Origin of the sequence: Buchnera aphidicola BCc (genome assembly GCF_000090965.1) — a bacterium.
In the GTDB taxonomy this organism is placed as follows: domain Bacteria; phylum Pseudomonadota; class Gammaproteobacteria; order Enterobacterales; family Enterobacteriaceae; genus Buchnera_F; species Buchnera_F aphidicola_F.
In genome coordinates, this window is record NC_008513.1 from 168,965 (window position 1) to 190,859 (window position 21,895).

Genomic DNA, 21,895 nt, shown 5'->3' on the forward strand with positions numbered 1-21,895 from the left:
AAATATAATTATTTTTTATATTTTTTTAAATAAATTTTTTATATAGTTATGTACATTTGATATATTTTGATATTTATGAAAAAAAAAATTAAATATAATAGAATTTTATTAAAAATTAGTGGGGAATTTTTAAGTAGTAAAAAAACATTTAATATAAATACTATTTTTATTACTAAATTAATTAAACAAATAAAATTATTAACAAATTTAGGAGTTCAAATTGGTTTAGTAATAGGAGGAGGTAATTTATTTAGAGGGTCAGATTTAGAAAAAATAGGTATGAGACGTTCAATATCAGATAAAATTGGAATGTTATCTACAGTCATGAATGGATTGTTATTACATGAATTTATGCAAACAGCTAATATAAAATCAAAAATTTTTTCATCAACTTTACTTGAAGGTATTTGTGAACGATATCATATTGATAAAGCTATTAAATGTTTAGAAAAAAAATCAGTTGCAATTTTTTGTTTTGGTCTAGGTATTCCTTTTTTTACAACAGATTCAGCTGCATGTATTTATGGAACTGAAATAAAAGCAAATATCTTACTAAAAGCAACTAAAGTAGATGGTGTTTATTCATCTGATCCTATACTTAATAAATCAGCTATATTATATAAAAATTTATCATATAAAGATATTTTAAGAAAAGAATTAAAGGTAATGGATTACACATCATTAATTTTAGCTTATGAAAATAAATTACCTATATTAGTTTTTAATATGTATGATCCAGAAATTTTATATAAAATTATTATAGAAAAAAGTAATATTGGAACTTTAATTAAATAATAATTTTTAATGATTTTTCATCAATTATAATTATAATAAGAATGAGATTATTTTATGATTAACGTTTTACAAGAAAAAACTTATATTAAAATGAATAAATGTGTTTTAAATTTTAAAAATGATTTAAATAAAATTCGAGCAAATAGAGCAACTCCAGAATTATTAGATAATATTTTTATAGATTATTATGGTACACATACGGCTTTATCAAAATTATCAAATATAATAATAGAAAATAATTCTACATTAAAAATTTCTTTATTTGATATTTCTATTAAAAATTCTGTTGAAAAATCAATTATTAATTCTAATTTAGGTTTAAATCCTATTTCTTCTGATTCTAATATAAGAATTAAAATACCTGCATTAACTGAGCAAAGAAGAAAAGATATCGTAAAAATAATTAAAAATGATGCAGAAAATACTCGTATTTCTATAAGAAATATAAGAAGAGAAGCTAATATTCAAATAAAAACTTTATTAAAAGAAAAAGAAATAAATCAAGATATAGAAAAACAAGTAAAATTAGAAATTCAAAGATATACAAATTTATTTATTAAAAAAATAAATGATATTTTATCTATTAAAGAAAAAGAGTTATTAACAATATAATATATAAATATTATATAAATAATGTATACATTTTTCTAATTATATTTATTTTAATAAATATTTTTGTTTATTTAATTTTATTAATAATAATATTTTAATTTTTAAGAAATAAACATGTTTATTAATATTAATAATTAGTAATTATTATTTTATATAGGAATATGGTTTAAATATGTTATTAAAAAAAATTTTCTTTATATTTTTTTTGTTATTTTCTACTTCTGTTTCAGCAGGAAATATTAGTAATGGGAAGAATATTTATATAAAAAAAAATAAAAATTTTTATTGTTTAAATATATTAAAATCAATTAAATTAAATTTTTTAAATTATTCTAAAAATTTTCACTTATATAAAAATAAAAAAAAAATATTAAAATTAAATAATTATATAAATTTTTCTAAAAATAATTTTTTTAGTTTGAATAAATTTAATTTTTTAAAATTTTTCAATAATAAAAAAATAGTTAATGAAATTTTTTTTTTAAATTATTTTAAAAATTTTTATATTAAAAATAATATTAATAATACTATTTTTTTAAAAAAGATTATTTCTTTACATAAATTATTTTTTTTTCATAAAAATCATAATAAGAAATATTTATCTAATTCTTTTTTTTTAAAAAATAAATTTAATAATATTTGTAATATTAATTTTTTAAATTATAAAAATAATTATATACAAAAAAAATTGAATATTTTTAAAAATTTTAATTTTAAAAATATATTTAATAGAAGAAATATTAAAAATTTTCATATATCAACTAGTTATGATAAAGATAAGGGATTGTTTTTGCAATTGTTATTGCTAGAAAAAAATATTTTTAATACAAATAATGAATTATATTTCAGAATTTTAAAAAATTTTATTGATACAAAAATTAATATTTATTTAATAAAATCATTAACATCATTTAAAGATTTTTTTTTAAAATCAGATGCTTTTATAAATCATTTTAAAGAAAATAATTATTCTAAAAAAAATTATATAAATAAATTATTTGGTTTTTGTTCATTATTATCTTCTCCGATTAAAAATAATAAGAAATTTTCTATGTCTCTTGGTTATCAAAATATAAAACTTTCATATATTTCTCCACATATTAATTTATTTCAGTATTTATCATCAATTTCAAAAAAATTTTCTTTGAAAACAAAAAGAAATACTTTTTTTATTAATGATTTTTTTGTTAAATATATGTTTGATTTTAATAACATAAAAGAAAAAAATTTTTTTAAGAATGGAGTACATGCAAAAATTTTAGGTAAATTATCATTACCTTTGTTTGATAATTTTTATAATAAAATTTTTTTAAAAATTCATCAATATACATCATTTAAAAATTTATTTAATTTAGTTATACATAATGTTTTAGAATTGGGGTTTGGTTCTTCTTTAGGTAAAAATGTTTATCCTTTTTACGAAAATTATAAATTTTCTAAAAAAAATTTAAGAAGTGGTTTTAAAGATAATTCTATTGGTCCTACAGCTATATATTATAAATTAAATTATAATAATATTCAGAATAAAGAAATGTTACGTACATCTAAATTTTATCCTTCTACTGATTATTTAGGCGGAAATGAAATAATACATTTAAATACAGAATTATTATTCCCTAAAGTAAAAGTTTTATATAATTTTTTTAAATGTTTTCAAATTGGATTTTTTTCTGATATTATTAGAATTGTAGATCATCAATGGGATAATAGAATGTTATTATATTCAATTAATAAAAAAATGAACTTCATTAATCCTAATAAACTTTATTTTTCAGTTGGCTCATTTGCTAGACTTATTACTTCTTTAGGACCAATATCAGTAACATTTTCTTTACCTATATGTCCTAATGATTTTTCTGATAGTTGTTTTAAAAAATTTATGTATTGATTTTTTTTAATTTTATTTAAATATTAAATATTTAAAAAATTTATTAAAATTAAATAAAAAGAGTTATTTATGAAAAATATAAAAAAAAAAATAAGCTTAAAAAATATTTTAAAAATTTTACCTCATCGATTTCCATTTTTATTAGTTGATAAAGTATTAGATTTTAAGAAAAATATTTTTTTAAGTACATTAAAAAGTATTTCTGCAAATGATTTTTTTTTTTTAGGACATTTTCCTAAAAAATTTATTTTTCCAGGTGTTTTAATAATTGAATCAATTGCTCAGTCTTGTTGTTTACTTCTTTTTTATATACACAAATCTTTGTCAGTAAAGAATAAAACGTATTGTTTAGCTAGTATCAAAGATACTAGTTTTTTTCGTCCTGTATATCCAGGAGATCAAATGATTATTAAAGTATATTTTAAAAGAAGAATATGTAAGATGTATTTTTTTTATGGAATAGTTTTTGTTAAGAATATAATTATTTGTAAATCAACATTATTATTATCATATTTATAGTATAGGTAATAAAACATAAATTATTTTTAATAATAAAATTTTGTGTAAAAATTAGATAAACATTTTTATAAATTTTTAAAAATATTTTAATATTTTAAAAATATTTATATTTTTTATTAGGATATATATGTATATAACAGATTTTGTTCATATTCGTATACATAGTGATTATTCTATGATTGATGGAATTATAAAACCTAAAAAATTAGTAGAATATGCTAAATTAATGAATATGAAAGTTTTAGGAATTACTGATATTAGTAATTTACACGGTGTTATTAAATTCTATTCTTCAGCATGTAAACTAGGAATAAAACCAATTATTGGAGTAGATATTATTGTTTCATCAAAATTTGAACAGAATGTTTTTAGTAACCTAACTTTGTTAGCAAGAAATAATATTGGTTATAATAATATAATTAAATTATTATCTGAATCATATCAATCTGGATATGATAATAATATTGGTTTAGTAATTAAAATAGACGATTTATTAAAATATAGAAAAGGATTATTAGTTTTATCAGGAGGTATTAAAGGGAATATAGGAAAATGTATTTTCAATAATAAAAAAAAATTATTATATAAATATCTTTTATTTTATAAAAAATATTTTTTAAACAAATTTTATTTAGAAATTTCTCGGTTAGGTTATGAAAAAGAAGAAGAATATATAATATATATAAAATATATTTCTTATAAATTTTCTTTACCTATTGTTGCTACTAATGAAGTTTTATTTCTTAAAAAAAAAGATTTTCAAGTACATAAAATTAAAGTAGCAATATATAAAAAAAAAACTATTTCAGATTCTAATTTTGTGTATAAATATACAGAAAATCAATTTTTAAGAAAAAATGATGAAATGATTAAAATTTTTCATGATTGCCCGGAAGCAATAATAAATAGTTTTGAAATATCAAAACGTTGCAATGTTATTATACCCTCAGGTTCTTATTTTTTACCTTTATTTCCTACTGGTTCAATTAATTTATATGATTTTTTTGTAAAAAAATCTAAAGAAGGTTTAAAAAAACGTTTAAAAACGATTTATTTAAATAAAAATAAAAGAGAAAAAAAAAAAGATATATATTTTTCTCGATTAGAGTATGAATTATTAATTATTAAAAAAATGGGTTTTATAAGTTATTTTTTAATAGTTATGGAATTTATTCAGTGGGCTAAGAAAAATAATATTCCTGTAGGTCCTGGAAGAGGATCAGGTTCTGGTTCATTAGTATCATTTGCTTTAAATATTACAGAAATAGATCCTTTAAAATTTAATTTATTATTTGAAAGATTTTTAAATCCTAATCGCATATCTTTACCAGATTTTGATATTGATTTTTGTATGAATAAAAGAGATTTAGTTATTGATCATGTTTCTAAAAAATATGGTCGTAATTCTGTTGCTCAAATTATTACTTTTGGAACTATGGCAGCTAAAGCGGTGGTAAGAGATGTTGGAAGAGTTTTAGGATATCCATATGGATTAATAAATAAAATTTCAAAATTAATTCCTTTAGATTCTAATATGAATTTAAAAAAAGCTTTTTCTATAAAAAAAGAATTAATTGATTTATATCATCATAATAATGATATTAAAAAATTAATTAATATATCCAAAAAATTAGAAGGTGTTATAAAAAATATAGGAAAACATGCTGGTGGGGTAGTTATCTCTCCTACAAAAATTTCAGATTTTATACCTATAATATGTGATCATTTAGGTAATAATCAAGTTACACAATTTGATAAGAATGATGTAGAATTTGTAGGATTAGTTAAGTTTGATTTTTTAGGTTTAAAAACTTTAACAATGATTGATATGATTATTAAAAGAATTAATAAAAAAGATAAAATAAAAAAAAAGTTTTTTCTTAATAAAATTAGTTTAAAAAATAAAAAAAGTTTTTTACTATTAAAAAAATCTGAAACTACTTCAGTATTTCAATTAGAATCAATAGGAATGAGAAATTTAATTAAGCGTCTAAAACCCGATTCTTTTGAAGACATTGTTTCTCTTGTTGCTTTATATCGACCGGGTCCTTTACAATCTGGTATGGTAGATAACTTTATAAATCGTAAACATGGAAAAGAAAAAATTTCTTATCCAGATTCTAAATGGCAACATAAATGGTTAAAACCTATATTAAAATCAACATATGGAATTATTTTATATCAAGAACAAGTAATGCAAATTGCTCAAATATTATCAAACTTTACTCCTAGTGAAGCAGATATTTTAAGAAGAGCTATGGCTAAAAAAAATCCTAAGGAAATGATGCGACAAAAAAAATTGTTTCAATCCGGTGCTAAAGAAAATTTGATTGATGTAAATTTATCAAAAAAAATTTTTTATTTATTGGAGAAATTTTCTTCTTATGGATTTAATAAATCTCATTCTGTAACATATGCTTTATTAGCATATCAAACTTTATGGTTAAAAGCGAATTATCCATCTGAATTTATGGTATCAGCTATGACTTTAGACATGACAAATACTAATAAAATTGTTAATTTAATTTATGATGCTCGTCGTATGAAATTAAAAATAATTCCACCTAATGTTAATATTAGTAATTATTCATTTTCAATTAATAAATACGGAGATATAATTTATGGTTTAGGTGCAATTAAAGGATTAGGAAAATCTTCAATTGATATAATTATTGAAGAAAGAAAAAAGAAAAACAATGCTTTTTTTAGTTTTTTAGATTTTTGTGTTTGTTTGTTATTAAAAAAGATAACTCGTCATGTTTTTGAAATTTTAATTATGTCAGGAGCTTGTGATTGCTTTAATATATGTAGAGTTGAATTATTTAATAAAATAGAATATTTACTAAAACTTGCAAAACAAAAAATTTCTAATATTCAGTTACAGCAAAATAATTTATTTAATTTTAATAATGATTTTTTTCAAAAAATTTCTATAAAAAATTATAAAAAAGAAAAAAATTTTTATAATTTTGAATTATATAATATTTTTTTAAAGAAATTACAATGGGAAAAAGAAATTTTAGGTTTATATTTAAGTAATCATCCTATTAAAAATTTTTTAAATGAAATAAATTATTATACAAAAGGTATGAAATTAAATGATTATTTATTAGATAATAAAAAAAAAAATGTAATTTTATCAGGAATGATTTTTTCTATAAAAACTATGTTTACAAAAAAAAAAAAAAAATTTTATATAATAACGTTAGATGATTCTTATAGTCGATTAGATGTTTTATATTTTAATAATATGAATATTCAAAAAGATTCTATTTTTTATAAAAAAAATATTATTGTAGTTATTTATGGAATATTATCATTTGATTTTTTTACTAATAGATCGAGAATAATAATTAAAAAAATTCAAAATATTGAACAATTTCGTTTAAAAAAAATTAAATGTATAAAAATTTATATTAAGAATAATTCTAAAAATGATATTAAATTATTTGATTTATTATATGATTTTTTAATTAATAAAACAAATAAAGGAAAAATATCAGTGTTTTTTTTTCTTCCTGCTGATTATTTTATTAAACATAAATTATTTTATTATTCATATAAAATTTTTCCAGATAATGATTTTTTAAATTATTTAAAATTTTTTAAAAAACAAATAATTATTAAATTAAATTTTTTTAAATAGATTTTTTATTTAGTGAATTATATTATTTTATTTTTTATAATTGATATTATTTTGGAGTATAATACTTTTTTTTTAGAGTTTTTTTTTCTTGAATATAATTCTACTTTTTTAGATGTAATTGTATTTTTACTAATTAAAATACCAAATGGTATTCCAATTAAATTCATATCTGCAAACATTTTTCCTAAACTTTCATTTCTGTTATCAAATAAAACATCAATATTTTTATTTATTAATTTTTTATAAAGTTTTTTTGCTATTTTTTTTATTTTTTTGTTTTTATACATATTAATTGGAAGTATAAATACTTGAAAAGGTGCTATACAATTAGGCCAAATAATTCCGTATTTATCATGATTTTGTTCTATAATTGAAGATATTATTCTATTTATTCCGATTCCATAACAACCCATGTTAAGTAATTTTTTTTTGTTTTTTTTATCCTGAATATAAAAATTTGTATTTTTAGAATATTTTTTTTCAATTTGGAAAATATGTCCAATTTCTATACTGTTTTTTTTTATTAGTTTTTTTTCTTTTTGTAGTAAATAATTTTTAAATTTTTTTTTTTTTTCATTAAATTCATTATAATTAAAAGCATAATTAGATTTTTTCAAAAATATAATTTTGTTTTCACCCATTTCAGAAATAGCATGAAATTCATCTGATATTGATCCTCCCATAATTTTTGAATGAGCTTTAACTATTTTAAAATTTAATTTTAATTTTTTAAATATTTTTATATATATATTTTTCATATTTTCATATGTTTTTTTTAATGAATCTTTGTTAATATGAAATGAATATGCATCTTTCATGAGAAATTCTATTGTTCGTATTACACCAAATCTTGGTCGAATTTCATCTCTAAATTTTTTTTGTATTTGATAAAAAGTAATTGGTAATTGTTTATAGGAATGTATTTCTTGTTGACAAATATAATTTATAGCTTCTTCATGCGTAGGACTTAATACATATTTTTTGTTTCTTCGATCAGTTATTTTAATTAATTCTTCTCCATATAATTTTTTTCTTCCGCTTTTTTTCCATAAATTTTCCGGTTGTATGATAGGCATACAAATTTCCATGCATCCATGATTATTTAATATACTAGAAATAATCTTTGTTATTTTCTTAATTATACGATAACCAGTAGGAAGCCAGGTGTATATACCAGATGATAACATTCTAATCATTCCTGATCGAAGCATAAGTTGATGACTAATAGATTCTATATTTTTTGGTTTTTCTTTTAAAGTTGATAATAAATATTTTTTTGTATACATTATTTTTATCCTGAATATTAATAAATTTATAAAATAATTAAGATATTTTCAACATAAATTAATTAATTTTTTTTTTTAATAAAATACTTTTATTTATTAAAAATTTTTATTACATTAAATATATTTAAAATTTTATTTCTAAAATAAAACTTATTCTTTAAATAAAATTAATTATATTTTTTAAATAAAGAATTTAATTTATTAAGTAATTAATTTTATAATTTATATTATAAATATAATATACTGTATTTTATACAAATAAAAATTTTTTATTTTTAAAAATTAAATTTTTTATTTTTTCTTATATATTATTGTTATAATATATATAAGAAATTTTATATTTTTAATAAAATATATATATTTATTATATATAAGATTTATATGTTTTTTAAAATTTATTTAATAATATGGTATATTATATATGAATTATACTTCTCAAGAAAATAAAACTGAAGAAGCAACTCCTAATAAAATTAAAAAATTTAAAAAAAATGGAATTTTTCAAAGTTCACATGATTTAAATTCTTTTTTTATTTTGTTGTTTTTTTTTTCTTTTTTTTATATAAATAAAAAATTTATTTTTTTTTATTTTTTAAAATTATTTATACTAAGTTTTAGTTTTCAAACTAATATAATTAATCAACCGCATTTTTTTTTTGATTCATTTTTTCAAAATATTAAATTTTTACTTATTTTTTTCTTAATTTTATTTATTGGTATTTTTTTTATATTAATAATTTCTCCTGTTTTGATATATAAAGAAATAACAAAAATAAAATTTTTAAATTTTAATTTAAATTTTTTAAATATTTTAAATAATGTAAAAAAAAAAAGTCTATTTGATTTAATTATAGAATTTTTTTTTTCTTTTTTTAAAATTATATTAGTTTTTTTTGTTTCTTTTATTTTTGTAAAGACAATGTATTTTAAAAAAAAATATTTTTACTCTTATTCATTTTTTAGTAATATATTTTTAGGTTACAAGTTTGTTTATAGATTTATATCATTATTATTAATGATTTTCTTAATTATTGCAATTATAGATTCTAGTATTAAATATTTTAAACATTTTAATAATCTTAAAATGACTATTCAAGAAATAAAAGATGAACAAAAAGAATTAGATGGTAATCCTATAATCAAACAAAGAATTAGATTTTTAATGAAACAAACATTACGAAAATCTGTTTTTTCACAAGTAATAAAATCTAATGTAATTATTTATGATTCCGTAAATTTTGCTGTTGCTATTCAATATAATATACATTTAAATTCTACTCCTATAATATCTGCAAAAGGTTCAGGAAAAGTAGCATTACGAATAATAAAAATTGCAGAAGAAAATAATATTCCTATTTTTTTTTCTAATTCTATAGCAAAATATTTATATAATAATTTTTTTATTGGAAATAATATATCAGTAAATTTACATTATTCAATAGCAAAAATTTTGGCATGGGCGTGGAAATTAAAATATTGGAAACAACATGGTGGAATTTATCCAACACAACCTACTATATTTTTTAATAATTCATAATTTATATTTTTGGAGAATAATTCATTGATAAAAAATATATCTCTTTTATTTAATTACTTTAAAAAAATTATTTATAAAAATTTGAATTCTTTATTTTTTCCCTTTTTAATTTTAAGTATTCTCTGTTTACTTATACTTCCCTTACCAACTTTTGTTTTAGATTTATTTTTTACATTTAATATTATTTTTTCTATTATTATTTTAATTGTTTCTATTTTTGTTGTTAAAATTCTTGATTTTTCTTCTTTTCCTACAATTTTATTATTTTCAACTTTATTTCGTTTATCACTAAATATTTCTTCTACACGAATAATTTTATTAAATGGACATACAGGATCTTGTTCTGCGGGGCATGTTATAGAATCATTTGGTTTTTTTTTAATTCGTGGAAATTTTTTTATTGGTATTATTATATTTATAATGCTAGTAATTATAAATTTTTCGGTTATTTCAAATGGTTCTAGTAGAATTGCTGAAGTAGGAGCAAGATTTATTCTTGATGCTATGCCTGGTAAACAAATGGCCATAGATGCAGATTTAAATTCTGGATTAATTTCAGAAAAACAAGCGAAAAAAAGAAGGTTAGAAATTCATAAAGAAGCTGAGTTTTATGGTTCTATGGATGGAGCTAGTAAATTTATTAGAGGAGATGCAATTGCTGGAATTATTATAATGATAGTAAATGTTATAGGAGGATTATTAATTGGTATAGTTCAATATAAAATGTCTTTATTAAAAGCTATAAAGATATATAGTATATTAACTATTGGTGATGGTTTAGTTTCACAAATTCCTTCTTTAATTATATCTATTGCTTCCGGAATAATTTTAACACGATCAAATTCTGATAAAATTAATATTGGTGAAAAAATAATTTATCAAGTTTTTAATAATTCTAAAGTTATTTTCTTTAGTAGTATTATTTTTTGTTTTTTTGGTTTAATTCCAGGTATGCCTAATTTTATTTTTTTGTTTTTTTCTGTTTTATTTTTTATACTGTCATGGTATATAAATTATCGAAAAAATATAAATAAAAATTTTTCTAAAATATTAAAATTTAAAAAAAGAAAAAAAATAGATATATCTTGGAATGATATTGAATTTGAAGATTTATTAAGAATAGAATTGAGTTCTATATTTTTTAAACTATGTTATCAAAAAGAATATAATAATTTAATAAAAAAATTACAATTTTTAAGAAAAAATATTGCTCAAGATTATGGTTTTTTATTACCTGAAATTAATATAATTCATAATTCTAAATTAGATAGAGGACAATATAAAATTTTTATTAAAGGGGTAGAATTATTTAGTGGATTTATTTTTTTTGATAAATTATTAATAATTAATAAAGAAAGAGATTTAATTAATATTTCTGGTATAAAAATAACTGATTCTTTTTTTAGTTTTCCTGTTTTTTGGATTAATCCTGTAATTAAAGATACGCTTTTAAATAAAAAAATTGTTTTTTTAGATTCTAATGTTTTAATTATAAAAAATTTTAATAAAATTATTAGAAATAATTTATATAATTTATTTGGATTTCAAGAAACACAGCAATTATTAGATCGTATATCACAGCATTATCCTAAATTAATTGATTATTTAATACCTAATTTAATGTCAATAATTACTTTTCAGAACATTTTACAAAATCTATTAAAAGATGATATATCAATAAAAGATATAAGAACAATTGTAGAAACTTTAATAAAATATAGTAGTCAATTTAAAAATAATATTGAAGAATTAACGAATATAATTCGAATTGCATTAAAAGAATTTATTACACAAAAATTTTTTTTTAAAAATAAATATATTAATGTTATTGGATTGAGCACTAATTTTGAAAACATATTATTAAAATTTGTTGGTAATAATAAAAATCAAATTGAACCAATTTTTTCAGAAAAATTAATTGAAAAAACTAAATCTGCAATAATTTTACAAAAAAAAAATAATCTTCCTGTTGTTTTATTAGTTAATCCTAAAATAAGAGTTTTACTATCAAATTTTTTTTTAAATTGTAATATTATACTTCCAGTTTTATCTTTTTCAGAGATTTCTGAAAATCGTGTAATTAAAATTACACAATTTATCGATAAGTAAGTTATTTATTTTTACATTTTTGATACTGTTTTTATTCCTAAAAAGTATAAACATTTTTTAATTATTTTAGAAGTTAAAATAGATAATTTAATTCTACTTATTTTGATGTGTTTTTCTTTTGCGTTTAATATAGAACAATTTTCATAAAATTTTGAAAATTTTCCAGAAAGATCGTATAAGTAATTACACATCAAATGTGGTGTTCCTTTTTTTTCTAAAATATGTATTATTTCTTCAAATTGAAAAATAGAAAATATTAATTGTCGTTCAAAACTAGTAAAAATATTTATTTTATATTTATCATTTTGAAATATTGTAGTATTTTTTTTAATTATAGATTTTATTCTTATATATGCATACTGTATATAAGGTGCTGTATTTCCTTCTAAAGATAACATTTTATCCCAATCAAAAATATAATCTAATTTTCTTTTTTTTGATAAATCAAAATATTTAATTGCTCCAATACCGATATTATGAGCAATTTTTTTTAATTCTTTTTTTTTTATTTTTCTATTTTTTTTTTTTATTTTTTCTTTTGCTTTTGTAACTCCTTTATTTAATAATTTAATTAATTTAATTGTGTCTCCATTTCTTGTTTTAAATGGTTTTTTGTTTTTATGTAAAATCATTCCAAATGAATGATGTTCTAATAAAATTTTTTTTGTAAAATATTTAGCTTTTTTTGCTATATTCCAAATTTGTAAAAGATGTTGTTTTTGTCTATTATCAATATAATAAATTATTCGATCTGCTTTTAAAGTTTTACAACGATATTTTAAACAGGCAATATCTGTTGTAGTATATAAAAACGCTCCATCTTTTTTTTGTATAACGACTCCCATTTTTTTTCCTAGTCTGTTTTTAAAATTTTTTAAATAAACAATTACACATCCTTGATAATTTACTGCAATTTTTTTTTTTTTTAAATCAGATATAATACCTGGTAACATAAAGTTATAAAAGCTTTCTCCACGTATATCTTTTTTTTTTAGAGAAACATTTAATTTTTTATAAACTTTATTATTTTTTTTAATTGATTTTTTAACTATTTTTTTCCAAATATATATACATTTTTTATCTTTTTTTTGTAATTTAACAACATTTTTTTTTGTTTTTTTAAAAAAAATTGGATTTTTTTTATAATTTAAATAAGATTTTTTATAGATTTTTTCTATATTTTTAAAAGATATTTTAGATTCTAATTTTAATTGAGTAATTAACATTCCAAATTGAATTCCCCAATCTCCAATATGATTTTGTTTAATAACATTATGACCTAAAAATTTTAATATACGTGCTGTAGTATCACCTAATATAGTTGATCTTAAATGTCCAACATGCATTTCTTTTGCTATATTTGGAGATGAATAGTCAATAATAATTTTTTTTGGTTTTTTAAAAGAAATATTAAAATTTTTTGCAATAAACATATTATTTATATTAGTACATATCCAATTAGAATCTAAAGTAATATTAATAAATCCAGGTTTTGAAATAGATATTTTTTTATATATTTTAGATTTATTCATATAGTATGAAATTTTTTTTGCTAGTTTATAATGATAGTTAGATTTTTTTTTTTTTAATTTTATTATTCCGTTAATTTGATAATCAATATTTTTTTTTTTTATATTTTTTTGAATAATTGGATTAAAATTTTCTGGTAATCCTAATTTTATACAAATTTTTTTTATTTTTTTTTTTAAGAATTTTTGAATATTCATGAATAAACCCATATTTATATTTAATTTTTATATTAAAGATTAATTATAATAATTATTATTTAAAATAATAGAAATATTTTAAAATATAATTTTTTAATTGTTTTTATAAAAAAAATATATGAAATATTTGTTTATAAAAAATATATATTTTATATCTTTTGTATAAATTAATTGTATTAATATATAAATTATATATATAAAATAATGTTTTATTTATATTTAATTTAAAAAATATGTTGACTTTTTTTTAAAAAAATATAATATAGATCTTGTAATAAAAATGTTCTTTAAAAAAATATTTCAGAAAATTTATGCGGGCACATGAAGATTAAATATTCAGATGTAAATTATTCATTATTAATTTTAATTAAAAAAAAATTAGTTTTGTAATAAATAGTTATACTTAACTGAAGAGTTTGATCATGGCTCAGATTGAACGCTGGCGGCAAGCCTAACACATGCAAGTCGTGCGGCAACGGAAAAATATTTATATTTTTGCCGGCGAGCGGCGAACGGGTGAGTAATATCTGGGGATCTACCTAAGAGAGGGGGATAACTATTGGAAACGATAGCTAATACCGCATAATGTTGAGAAACTAAAGTAGGGGATTCCTTTTGGAACCTTGCACTTTTAGATGAACCCAGACGAGATTAGCTTGATGGTAAGGTAAAGGCTTACCATGGCAACGATCTCTAGCTGGTCTGAGAGGATGGCCAGCCACACTGGAACTGAGACACGGTCCAGACTCCTACGGGAGGCAGCAGTGGGGAATATTGCACAATGGGCGCAAGCCTGATGCAGCTATGCCGCGTGTATGAAGAAGGCCTTAGGGTTGTAAAGTACTTTCGTCAGGAAAGAAGGTAATAATGCTAATATCATTGTTAATTGACGTTACCTGAAAAAGAAGCACCGGCTAACTCCGTGCCAGCAGCCGCGGTAATACGGGGGGTGCGAGCGTTAATCGGAATTACTGGGCGTAAAGAGCGCGTAGGTGGTTATTTAAGTCAGATGTGAAATCCCTGGGCTTAACCTAGGAACTGCATTTGAAACTAAATAACTAGAGTTTCGTAGAGGGAGGTAGAATTCTAGGTGTAGCGGTGAAATGCGTAGATATCTGGAGGAATACCAGTGGCGAAAGCGACCTCCTGGACGATAACTGACACTGAGGTGCGAAAGCGTGGGGAGCAAACAGGATTAGATACCCTGGTAGTCCATGCTGTAAACGATGTCGACTTGGAGGTTGTATCCATAGAGAAATGGCTTCCGAAGTTAACGCATTAAGTCGACCGCCTGGGGAGTACGGTCGCAAGGCTAAAACTCAAATGAATTGACGGGGGCCCGCACAAGCGGTGGAGCATGTGGTTTAATTCGATGCAACGCGAAAAACCTTACCTGGTCTTGACATCCATAGAATTTTATAGAAATATTAAAGTGCCTTCGGGAACTATGAGACAGGTGCTGCATGGCTGTCGTCAGCTCGTGTTGTGAAATGTTGGGTTAAGTCCCGCAACGAGCGCAACCCTTATCTTTTGTTACCATCGGTTCGGCCGGGGACTCAAGGGAGACTGCCGGTTATAAACCGGAGGAAGGTGGGGACGACGTCAAGTCATCATGGCCCTTACGACCAGGGCTACACACGTGCTACAATGGTATATACAAAGAGAAGCAATTCTGCGAAGATAAGCAAACCTCATAAAGTATATCGTAGTCCGGACTGGAGTCTGCAACTCGACTCCACGAAGTCGGAATCGCTAGTAATCGTGGATCAGAATGCCACGGTGAATACGTTCCCGGGCCTTGTACACACCGCCCGTCACACCATGGGAGTGAGTTGCAAAAGAAGCAGGTTTCCTAACCTGATGTTTAGGAGGGCACCTACCACTTTGTGGTTCATAACTGGGGTGAAGTCGTAACAAGGTAACCGTAGGGGAACCTGCGGTTGGATCACCTCCTTAAAATTTAAATATTTAGTTGGATTGTGCCCGCATAAATTTTTTGATTTATAAAAAACAGGCTTGTAGCTCAGCCGGTTAGAGCACACCCCTGATAAGGGTGAGGTCGGTGGTTCAAATCCACTCAGGCCTATATGCACTATAAAGGGGCTATAGCTCAGCTGGGAGAGCGCCTGCTTTGCACGCAGGAGGTCAGCGGTTCAATCCCGCTTAGCTCCAATGTTTTTTAGTTTTTTGTCTTAGTATATTAAGCATTACGTTAATTTTTATAATTTATTTAACATATATATTTTATATAATAAAAATATGATTAAAAAAAATCTTAGACAAGTATTTCTAGATATAGAAACTACTGGTATGAATAAGTATGGTTGTATATATTTAAATCATAAAATTATAGAAATAGGGATTATAGAAACAATTAATAGAAAATATACTGGTAGATATATACATTATTATTTATACCCTCAACGATCAATTGAATCATCAGCATATAAAATTCATGGAATATCTGAAAGTTTTTTATCAAATAAACCAACTTTTAAAGATATATATAAAGAAATTTTTAATTTTATTAAAAATTCTGAAATTATTGTTCATAATTCTAATTTTGATATTAGTTTTTTAGATTATGAATTTTTTTTATTAAATATTGGTATTAATAAAATTAAAACTTTTTCTACTATTACAGATACTTTATTTATTGCTAGAAAATTATTTCCTGGAAAAAAAAATAATTTAGATGCATTATGTGCTCGTTATAAAATAACTAATATAAATAGAAATTTTCATAGTGCTTTATTAGATGCAAAAATATTAATGAAATTATATATGTATATGACTAGTATACAAAAGGAAATAAATTTCAGTAGAAACTACATTAAAAAAATTAAAATACCAAAAAATTTTTTTAAATATTATAAAAAACCATTAAAAATTATTTTTGCAACTAAAAAAGAAAATCAAACTCATCTAGAGTATATGAAAAAAATTATAAAATAATTATATATAAAGTATATATTTTAAAAACTATTTTATTCTTAGTTCATTTATATAAATATATTATTTATATTTAATTATTTTAAATAGAAGGTGTGGTAGTTCAGTTGGTTAGAATACCGGCCTGTCACGCCGGGGGGTCGCGGGTTCGAATCCCGTCCACACCGTAAATTTTTCTATATATAGAATATTTACTTTTTCTAAATGTATTTTATTTTTTTAATAAAAATTATATATAAAAATATAATTATAAGTATTTTTATTTAAAATAATTTATTTATATATTAGTGCTATTTTCTTTAAAATATACTTTTGGAAATATAATTATGAATAATACTGATAATATCAATTCTATATCTTCAGATAAAAAAAAAAATATAATTAATAAAAATATTATTTTAGAAAAAAAAATTTTATTAGAAAAAAAAACAGAATTACAAAATTTAGAAGAATATATTAATAAAAAAAAAAATATATATGAAAAAAATATATATAAATTAAAAAAAAGATTACAAAAAAAAATAGATAATACCTATAATTTTTTTTTAGAAAAACATTTTTTATCATTATTACCTATCATTGATAGTATTGATTCTTCAATTAATTTATTAGATAATTCGAATAATAATTATTCAGATATATATACACAATTAAAAGAAATCAATAAAAATTTTATTTCTATCTTTCATAAATATAAAATTTCTGTAATTAATTCTATTAATGTAATTTTTAATCCAGATGTTCATCAGGCTATATCAATTGATTTTTCTGGAAAATATAAAAATAATTTTGTATCTTCAATTATTCAAAAAGGTTATTTATTAAATAATAGATTGTTACGACCAGCTTTAGTTTCAGTATCTAAAATATATCAATAAATCATATTTAAAAATTTATTTTTAAAAACTATATTTTGTTTTTTATTTTATTTAAGGGAAAAATTTTGAATATTTCTAAAAAAAAAAAACTTTTTTAAATAAGAAAGTTAAATATAATTTTTATATAAAAAAAAAATTTATTTCTGGTATAGAATTACAAGGATGGGAAGTAAAATCAATTCGAGCAGGACATGTTCAAATTAGTGATGGACATGTAATTATAAAAAATAATGAAGTTTATTTAACTAATGTACAGTTTCAACCATTAATCTATACTTCAGATTTAAAATTTTGTTTGTCAAATCGTGTTAGAAAATTGTTATTAAAAAAAAAAGAAATTTTTTTTTTAAAAATGTATAGTATTAAAAAAGGATATACTATTGTCCCAATAAAATTGTTTTGGATTAAATCTTGGTGTAAAATAAAAATAGCATTAGTTAAAGGAAAATCAAAAATGGATAAACGTCAAGATAAAAGAAATAATTCTTGGAAAATAGAAAGAGATACAATTTTTAAAAGAATATTAATTAAATAAATTAAATTAAATAGTATTATATGTACTTATTAGGATTATATTAATATGCTATCTATAGATAATTATTGGATGAAATATGCTTTAAAACAAGCATATTTAGGAAAAAAAAATGGTGAAGTTCCTATAGGTTCATTATTAATTAAAAACAATAATCTTATTAGTTCAGCATGGAATTCTTGTATTAATTTATTTGATGCTAGTGCTCATGCAGAAATATTAGTTATTAGAAATGGAGGAAAAATACTTAAAAATTATCGATTAAAAAATACAATTTTATATGTTACTCATGAACCATGTTTTATGTGTTCCGAAGCTATTATTAATGCTAGAATTAATAAAGTTGTATATGGTTCTTATAGTTTTAAAAAAAACTGTTTTTCTTATTATATAAATTTTTTATATATTAATAATATTAAGCATCATATAAAAGAAATAAAATCAGGTATCCTATTATATGAATGCTCAAATTTATTAAAAAATTTTTTTAGAAGAAAAAGATATACATAAGAAAATTTTTTTGTATTATTTTTCTAAAATAGCTATTGCATATGTATGTTTATTTGAATCTGTTACACTCAAAAAAATTTTTTTAACTTGTGATTTTTTAAATATTTTTTTTATATATCCTAATGTTGTTAATTGTATTTTTTTTTTTTTATTGTAAAAAATTTCACAGTTATTTAAGAAATTATTTTTAAATATACTTATTCCTATTGCTTTTGCTATAGCTTCTTTAATTGAAAATCTTATAGCTAAAAATTTTTCTTTTTTATGTGTATAAGAATATTCAATTAATTCCTTTTTTGATAAAATTTTTTTAGGGATTTTGATTCCATAATTAATAATTAATTTTTTAAATCTAAAAATATTAATAACATCAATTCCAATTCCTATAATTGCCATTTTCTTCCTTTTTAAATTTATTTTTTTTAATTTTAATTTTTATTTTTAATAATGTTTTTTTTTTAAATGTTTTTTCTATTTTTTTTATTGAATAAAGTATACATTTTTGAATTTTTTCTCCATGTTTTCCGATAATAATTTTTTTATGTCTTTTATTATTAACAATAATTATACAAAAAATAATATATTTATTTTTAATATTCTTATTTAAGATAACATCTGATATTATAAATGAATATACTAATTCTTTATATAATAAATGCATTAAAGTTTTTCTAATTATTTCTGTAATCAAAAATTTTTCTTTATAAATAGTTTTTTTTGTAGAGATATATTTATGATTAGCTATAGGTAATTTTTTTTTAATATTAGTTAATAAAATATCTAAAAATTTCTTTTTTTTCGCTGAAATTAAAATAATTTCACTATTAGGCGCGAATTTACTTATTTTTAATATAAAAGGTAATAATTTTTTTTTTTCAGTAATTAAATCAATTTTATTAATTACAATAATATATTTTTTTTTTTTTTTTTGAATAAAATTAAGTATTTTAATTTCTATATTTTTCCAAATAAAGTTTGTAATTAAAAAAATTATTATATCTGATTCATTAATTAAATTAAATGTATCACGTATTTTTTTTTTTTCGATAATATTATGATATTTATCTTGTAATCCTGGAGAATCAAAAATTTCAAATTGAAACAATTTATATGTATAAATTCCTATAATATGTTTCTGAGTAGTATTTGGTTTACGTGATATAATTGATATATTAGACTTAATTAATTTATTTAATAATGTAGATTTTCCAACATTAGTCCTTCCGACTATGATAATTTTTCCAAAAAAAGTTTTTTTTTGCATTATTTTTATTCTACCTCTAATCTAATTAATGCATTTTGTGCTGCATCTTGTTCTGCTTTTCTTCTACTTGCACCTATTCCAATTAATAATTCTGATAATCCATCAATTTTACAATAAATAGTAAAAATTTGATTATGAGCTTCTCCATATATTTGTCCAATACTATATATTGGTAAAGAAAAATGTTTTGATTGTAGATATTCTTGTAATCTAGTTTTTGGATCTTTTTTTGTTCCTGTTGGATTCATTTTTTTGAAACGATTTTTATACCAATATAAAATTATTCTTTCTACAGTATAAATATTACTGTCTAAAAATATACTTGCTATTATTGCTTCTATAGCATTAGCTAATATAGATTCACGTTTAAAACCACCACTTTTTTTTTCTCCTTGCCCTAATTGTAAATATTTTCCTAAAGAAAATTCAGTAGCAATCTCAGCCAGTGTATTACCTCTAACTAATGTAGCTCTCATTCTACTCATTCCACCTTCATTCATTTTAGGAAAATGATGATATAATGCTTTAGCAATAATAAAACTAAGAATTGAATCTCCTAAAAATTCCAATCGTTCATTATGTTGAGAGCTTGCACTTCTATGTGTTAATGCATGTTTTAATAATGTTATATTTGTAAATGTATAACCGATAAATTTTTGTAATTTTTTCATCACTATTGGATTCATTTTATATTAATTAAAAATTAAAATTATTAATACATTTTTTATATAAAATATTTTAAATCAATAATTTGCTAAATATAATATTTTTATTTTATTTTTTTTGAAATTCTATAAAAACGTATTTTTTTAAACCAATTTTTACTTTTATAATTAATACTTAACCATATATATTTTACTTTACCTAAAATATTTTTTTTAGATATTAATCCCCAAAATCTACTATCTAAACTATAATCTCTATTATCTCCTAGAACAAAATATTTATTTTTTGGAATTTTCCATATCCAATTTTCTTTATTATTATATTTTTTACTAAAAAGATGTAAACAATTTTTTATGCCGGTTGAAATTACAATATTATGAATGTTATTTTGAATTTTTTCTATATATATTTTTTTTATTGGTGATAAATATACATTTTTATTTGTTTTAAATTTCCTTTTTTTATTAATTAATTTATTAATTTTGATTTTATTTTTTATGATTTTAAAAATGTTTTTTTTTTCTCTTGTATGTTTGTTTTTTTTTATAATATATAATTTTTTATTGTATGGATTATATATAATTACTTCTCCAGGTAAACCTATAATACGTTTAACAAAATTTAATTTATTGTTTTTTGGATATTTAAAAACAATAATATCATTTCTTTCAGGTTTAAATTTTTTAAAAAAAATATTATTAATGAAATTGTTATTATAGAAAAATTTTTGTACTAATATAAAATCTCCTGTTAATAATGTTGGATTCATTGAATTAGAAGAGATTATAAATGATTCATAAACAAAAAATCGAATAAAAATAATTATAAGTATAATATAAAAACTTTTATTTTTTTTTTTCTTCTTTACTTCATTTTTTTTTTTTTTTATAAAATTTATAATTAATAAAAATATTATTATTAATGATAATAATAATAATATTTTTCTTATTATAATTTTCATTATATTATTCCTA

Annotated in this window: 17 protein-coding genes, 3 tRNA genes and 1 rRNA gene; 15 read left to right on the forward strand and 6 right to left on the reverse strand. The window is 20.0% G+C overall.

The features are described 5' to 3' along the window. Positions 1-75 precede the first annotated feature (75 nt). From pyrH to dnaE, 5 genes are all read left to right on the forward strand, one after another. The gene (pyrH, locus tag BCC_RS00765; protein ID WP_011672539.1) at positions 76-795 is read left to right on the forward strand and encodes a UMP kinase; all 720 of its coding nucleotides are present in this window, start codon (positions 76-78) and stop codon (positions 793-795) included. 54 nt (positions 796-849) lie between these two features. Then, positions 850-1,407, forward strand: coding sequence for a ribosome recycling factor (frr, locus tag BCC_RS00770; protein ID WP_011672540.1), 558 nt, complete (start codon positions 850-852; stop codon positions 1,405-1,407). Positions 1,408-1,579: 172 nt separating this feature from the next. Next, entirely contained in the window at positions 1,580-3,295 is a 1,716-nt protein-coding gene (locus BCC_RS00775; RefSeq protein ID WP_011672541.1) for a BamA/TamA family outer membrane protein, read from the forward strand. 69 nt (positions 3,296-3,364) lie between these two features. Next, positions 3,365-3,814: a 3-hydroxyacyl-ACP dehydratase FabZ gene (fabZ, locus tag BCC_RS00780; RefSeq protein ID WP_011672542.1), complete on the forward strand. Its 450-nt coding sequence runs from the start codon at positions 3,365-3,367 to the stop codon at positions 3,812-3,814. A gap of 127 nt (positions 3,815-3,941) precedes the next feature. Further along, the gene (dnaE, locus tag BCC_RS00785; RefSeq protein WP_011672543.1) at positions 3,942-7,460 is read left to right on the forward strand and encodes a DNA polymerase III subunit alpha; all 3,519 of its coding nucleotides are present in this window, start codon (positions 3,942-3,944) and stop codon (positions 7,458-7,460) included. 17 nt (positions 7,461-7,477) lie between these two features. On the opposite strand, the gene proS is transcribed toward dnaE, so the two are convergent. Beyond that, positions 7,478-8,746 carry a proline--tRNA ligase gene (proS, locus tag BCC_RS00790; RefSeq protein WP_011672544.1) on the reverse strand — a complete coding sequence of 423 codons (1,269 nt, stop codon included), beginning with the start codon at positions 8,744-8,746 and terminating at the stop codon, positions 7,478-7,480. 421 nt (positions 8,747-9,167) lie between these two features. Here proS and BCC_RS00795 point away from each other — a divergent pair, with 421 nt between their 5' ends. Both BCC_RS00795 and BCC_RS00800 read left to right on the forward strand, forming a co-directional pair. Continuing rightward, positions 9,168-10,283, forward strand: coding sequence for an EscU/YscU/HrcU family type III secretion system export apparatus switch protein (locus BCC_RS00795; RefSeq protein ID WP_011672545.1), 1,116 nt, complete (start codon positions 9,168-9,170; stop codon positions 10,281-10,283). Between the two features lie 81 nt (positions 10,284-10,364). Further along, positions 10,365-12,392: a flagellar biosynthesis protein FlhA gene (locus BCC_RS00800; protein WP_236607829.1), complete on the forward strand. Its 2,028-nt coding sequence runs from the start codon at positions 10,365-10,367 to the stop codon at positions 12,390-12,392. A gap of 11 nt (positions 12,393-12,403) precedes the next feature. Here the strand turns inward: BCC_RS00800 and argS are convergent, their stop codons facing one another. Further along, positions 12,404-14,119, reverse strand: a complete 1,716-nt coding sequence (gene argS / locus BCC_RS00805; protein WP_011672547.1) for an arginine--tRNA ligase — start codon at positions 14,117-14,119, stop codon at positions 12,404-12,406. 404 nt (positions 14,120-14,523) lie between these two features. On the opposite strand from argS, the gene BCC_RS00810 reads away from it, so the two are divergent. From BCC_RS00810 to tadA, 8 genes are all read left to right on the forward strand, one after another. After that, positions 14,524-16,075 (forward strand): 16S ribosomal RNA (locus BCC_RS00810). Between the two features lie 56 nt (positions 16,076-16,131). After that, positions 16,132-16,205 (forward strand) — tRNA-Ile (locus BCC_RS00815). Positions 16,206-16,218: 13 nt separating this feature from the next. Continuing rightward, positions 16,219-16,291 (forward strand) — tRNA-Ala (locus BCC_RS00820). Between the two features lie 87 nt (positions 16,292-16,378). Continuing rightward, complete coding sequence (dnaQ, locus tag BCC_RS00825; protein WP_011672548.1) at positions 16,379-17,074, forward strand: DNA polymerase III subunit epsilon; 696 nt, start codon at positions 16,379-16,381, stop codon at positions 17,072-17,074. Between the two features lie 89 nt (positions 17,075-17,163). Continuing rightward, a tRNA-Asp gene (locus BCC_RS00830) sits at positions 17,164-17,238 on the forward strand. Between the two features lie 159 nt (positions 17,239-17,397). Further along, positions 17,398-17,949, forward strand: a complete 552-nt coding sequence (locus tag BCC_RS00835; RefSeq protein WP_041749137.1) for a nucleotide exchange factor GrpE — start codon at positions 17,398-17,400, stop codon at positions 17,947-17,949. A gap of 139 nt (positions 17,950-18,088) precedes the next feature. Next, a complete protein-coding gene (smpB, locus tag BCC_RS00840) occupies positions 18,089-18,484 on the forward strand; it encodes an SsrA-binding protein SmpB (protein WP_419177183.1) in 396 nt (131 codons plus the stop codon). 45 nt (positions 18,485-18,529) lie between these two features. Next, entirely contained in the window at positions 18,530-18,991 is a 462-nt protein-coding gene (gene tadA, locus BCC_RS00845) for a tRNA adenosine(34) deaminase TadA (RefSeq protein ID WP_011672551.1), read from the forward strand. 15 nt (positions 18,992-19,006) lie between these two features. Here tadA and acpS read toward each other — a convergent pair whose 3' ends face one another. From acpS to lepB, 4 genes are all read right to left on the reverse strand, one after another. Further along, positions 19,007-19,387 carry a holo-ACP synthase gene (gene acpS, locus BCC_RS02065; protein WP_011672552.1) on the reverse strand — a complete coding sequence of 127 codons (381 nt, stop codon included), beginning with the start codon at positions 19,385-19,387 and terminating at the stop codon, positions 19,007-19,009. Continuing rightward, the gene (gene era, locus BCC_RS00855) at positions 19,362-20,255 is read right to left on the reverse strand and encodes a GTPase Era (protein WP_011672553.1); all 894 of its coding nucleotides are present in this window, start codon (positions 20,253-20,255) and stop codon (positions 19,362-19,364) included. The genes acpS and era overlap by 26 nt, the downstream gene beginning before the upstream one ends. 5 nt (positions 20,256-20,260) lie before the next feature. Then, positions 20,261-20,941 (reverse strand): ribonuclease III, encoded by a 681-nt coding sequence (rnc, locus tag BCC_RS00860; protein WP_011672554.1) that lies wholly within the window; start codon positions 20,939-20,941, stop codon positions 20,261-20,263. A gap of 83 nt (positions 20,942-21,024) precedes the next feature. After that, positions 21,025-21,882, reverse strand: coding sequence for a signal peptidase I (gene lepB, locus BCC_RS00865; protein WP_011672555.1), 858 nt, complete (start codon positions 21,880-21,882; stop codon positions 21,025-21,027). Positions 21,883-21,895: the final 13 nt, after the last annotated feature.

What these genes read in the sequence shown, in the direction of transcription:
- pyrH (WP_011672539.1), top strand. Translation starts at nt 76, where the DNA reads ATGAAAAAAAAAATTAAATATAATAGAATTTTATTAAAAATTAGTGGG.
- frr (WP_011672540.1), top strand. Translation starts at nt 850, where the DNA reads ATGATTAACGTTTTACAAGAAAAAACTTATATTAAAATGAATAAATGT.
- BCC_RS00775 (WP_011672541.1), top strand. Translation starts at nt 1,580, where the DNA reads ATGTTATTAAAAAAAATTTTCTTTATATTTTTTTTGTTATTTTCTACT.
- fabZ (WP_011672542.1), top strand. Translation starts at nt 3,365, where the DNA reads ATGAAAAATATAAAAAAAAAAATAAGCTTAAAAAATATTTTAAAAATT.
- dnaE (WP_011672543.1), top strand. Translation starts at nt 3,942, where the DNA reads ATGTATATAACAGATTTTGTTCATATTCGTATACATAGTGATTATTCT.
- proS (WP_011672544.1), bottom strand. Translation starts at nt 8,746, where the DNA reads ATGTATACAAAAAAATATTTATTATCAACTTTAAAAGAAAAACCAAAA.
- BCC_RS00795 (WP_011672545.1), top strand. Translation starts at nt 9,168, where the DNA reads ATGAATTATACTTCTCAAGAAAATAAAACTGAAGAAGCAACTCCTAAT.
- argS (WP_011672547.1), bottom strand. Translation starts at nt 14,119, where the DNA reads ATGAATATTCAAAAATTCTTAAAAAAAAAAATAAAAAAAATTTGTATA.
- dnaQ (WP_011672548.1), top strand. Translation starts at nt 16,379, where the DNA reads ATGATTAAAAAAAATCTTAGACAAGTATTTCTAGATATAGAAACTACT.
- BCC_RS00835 (WP_041749137.1), top strand. Translation starts at nt 17,398, where the DNA reads ATGAATAATACTGATAATATCAATTCTATATCTTCAGATAAAAAAAAA.
- tadA (WP_011672551.1), top strand. Translation starts at nt 18,530, where the DNA reads ATGCTATCTATAGATAATTATTGGATGAAATATGCTTTAAAACAAGCA.
- acpS (WP_011672552.1), bottom strand. Translation starts at nt 19,387, where the DNA reads ATGGCAATTATAGGAATTGGAATTGATGTTATTAATATTTTTAGATTT.
- era (WP_011672553.1), bottom strand. Translation starts at nt 20,255, where the DNA reads ATGCAAAAAAAAACTTTTTTTGGAAAAATTATCATAGTCGGAAGGACT.
- rnc (WP_011672554.1), bottom strand. Translation starts at nt 20,941, where the DNA reads ATGAATCCAATAGTGATGAAAAAATTACAAAAATTTATCGGTTATACA.
- lepB (WP_011672555.1), bottom strand. Translation starts at nt 21,882, where the DNA reads ATGAAAATTATAATAAGAAAAATATTATTATTATTATCATTAATAATA.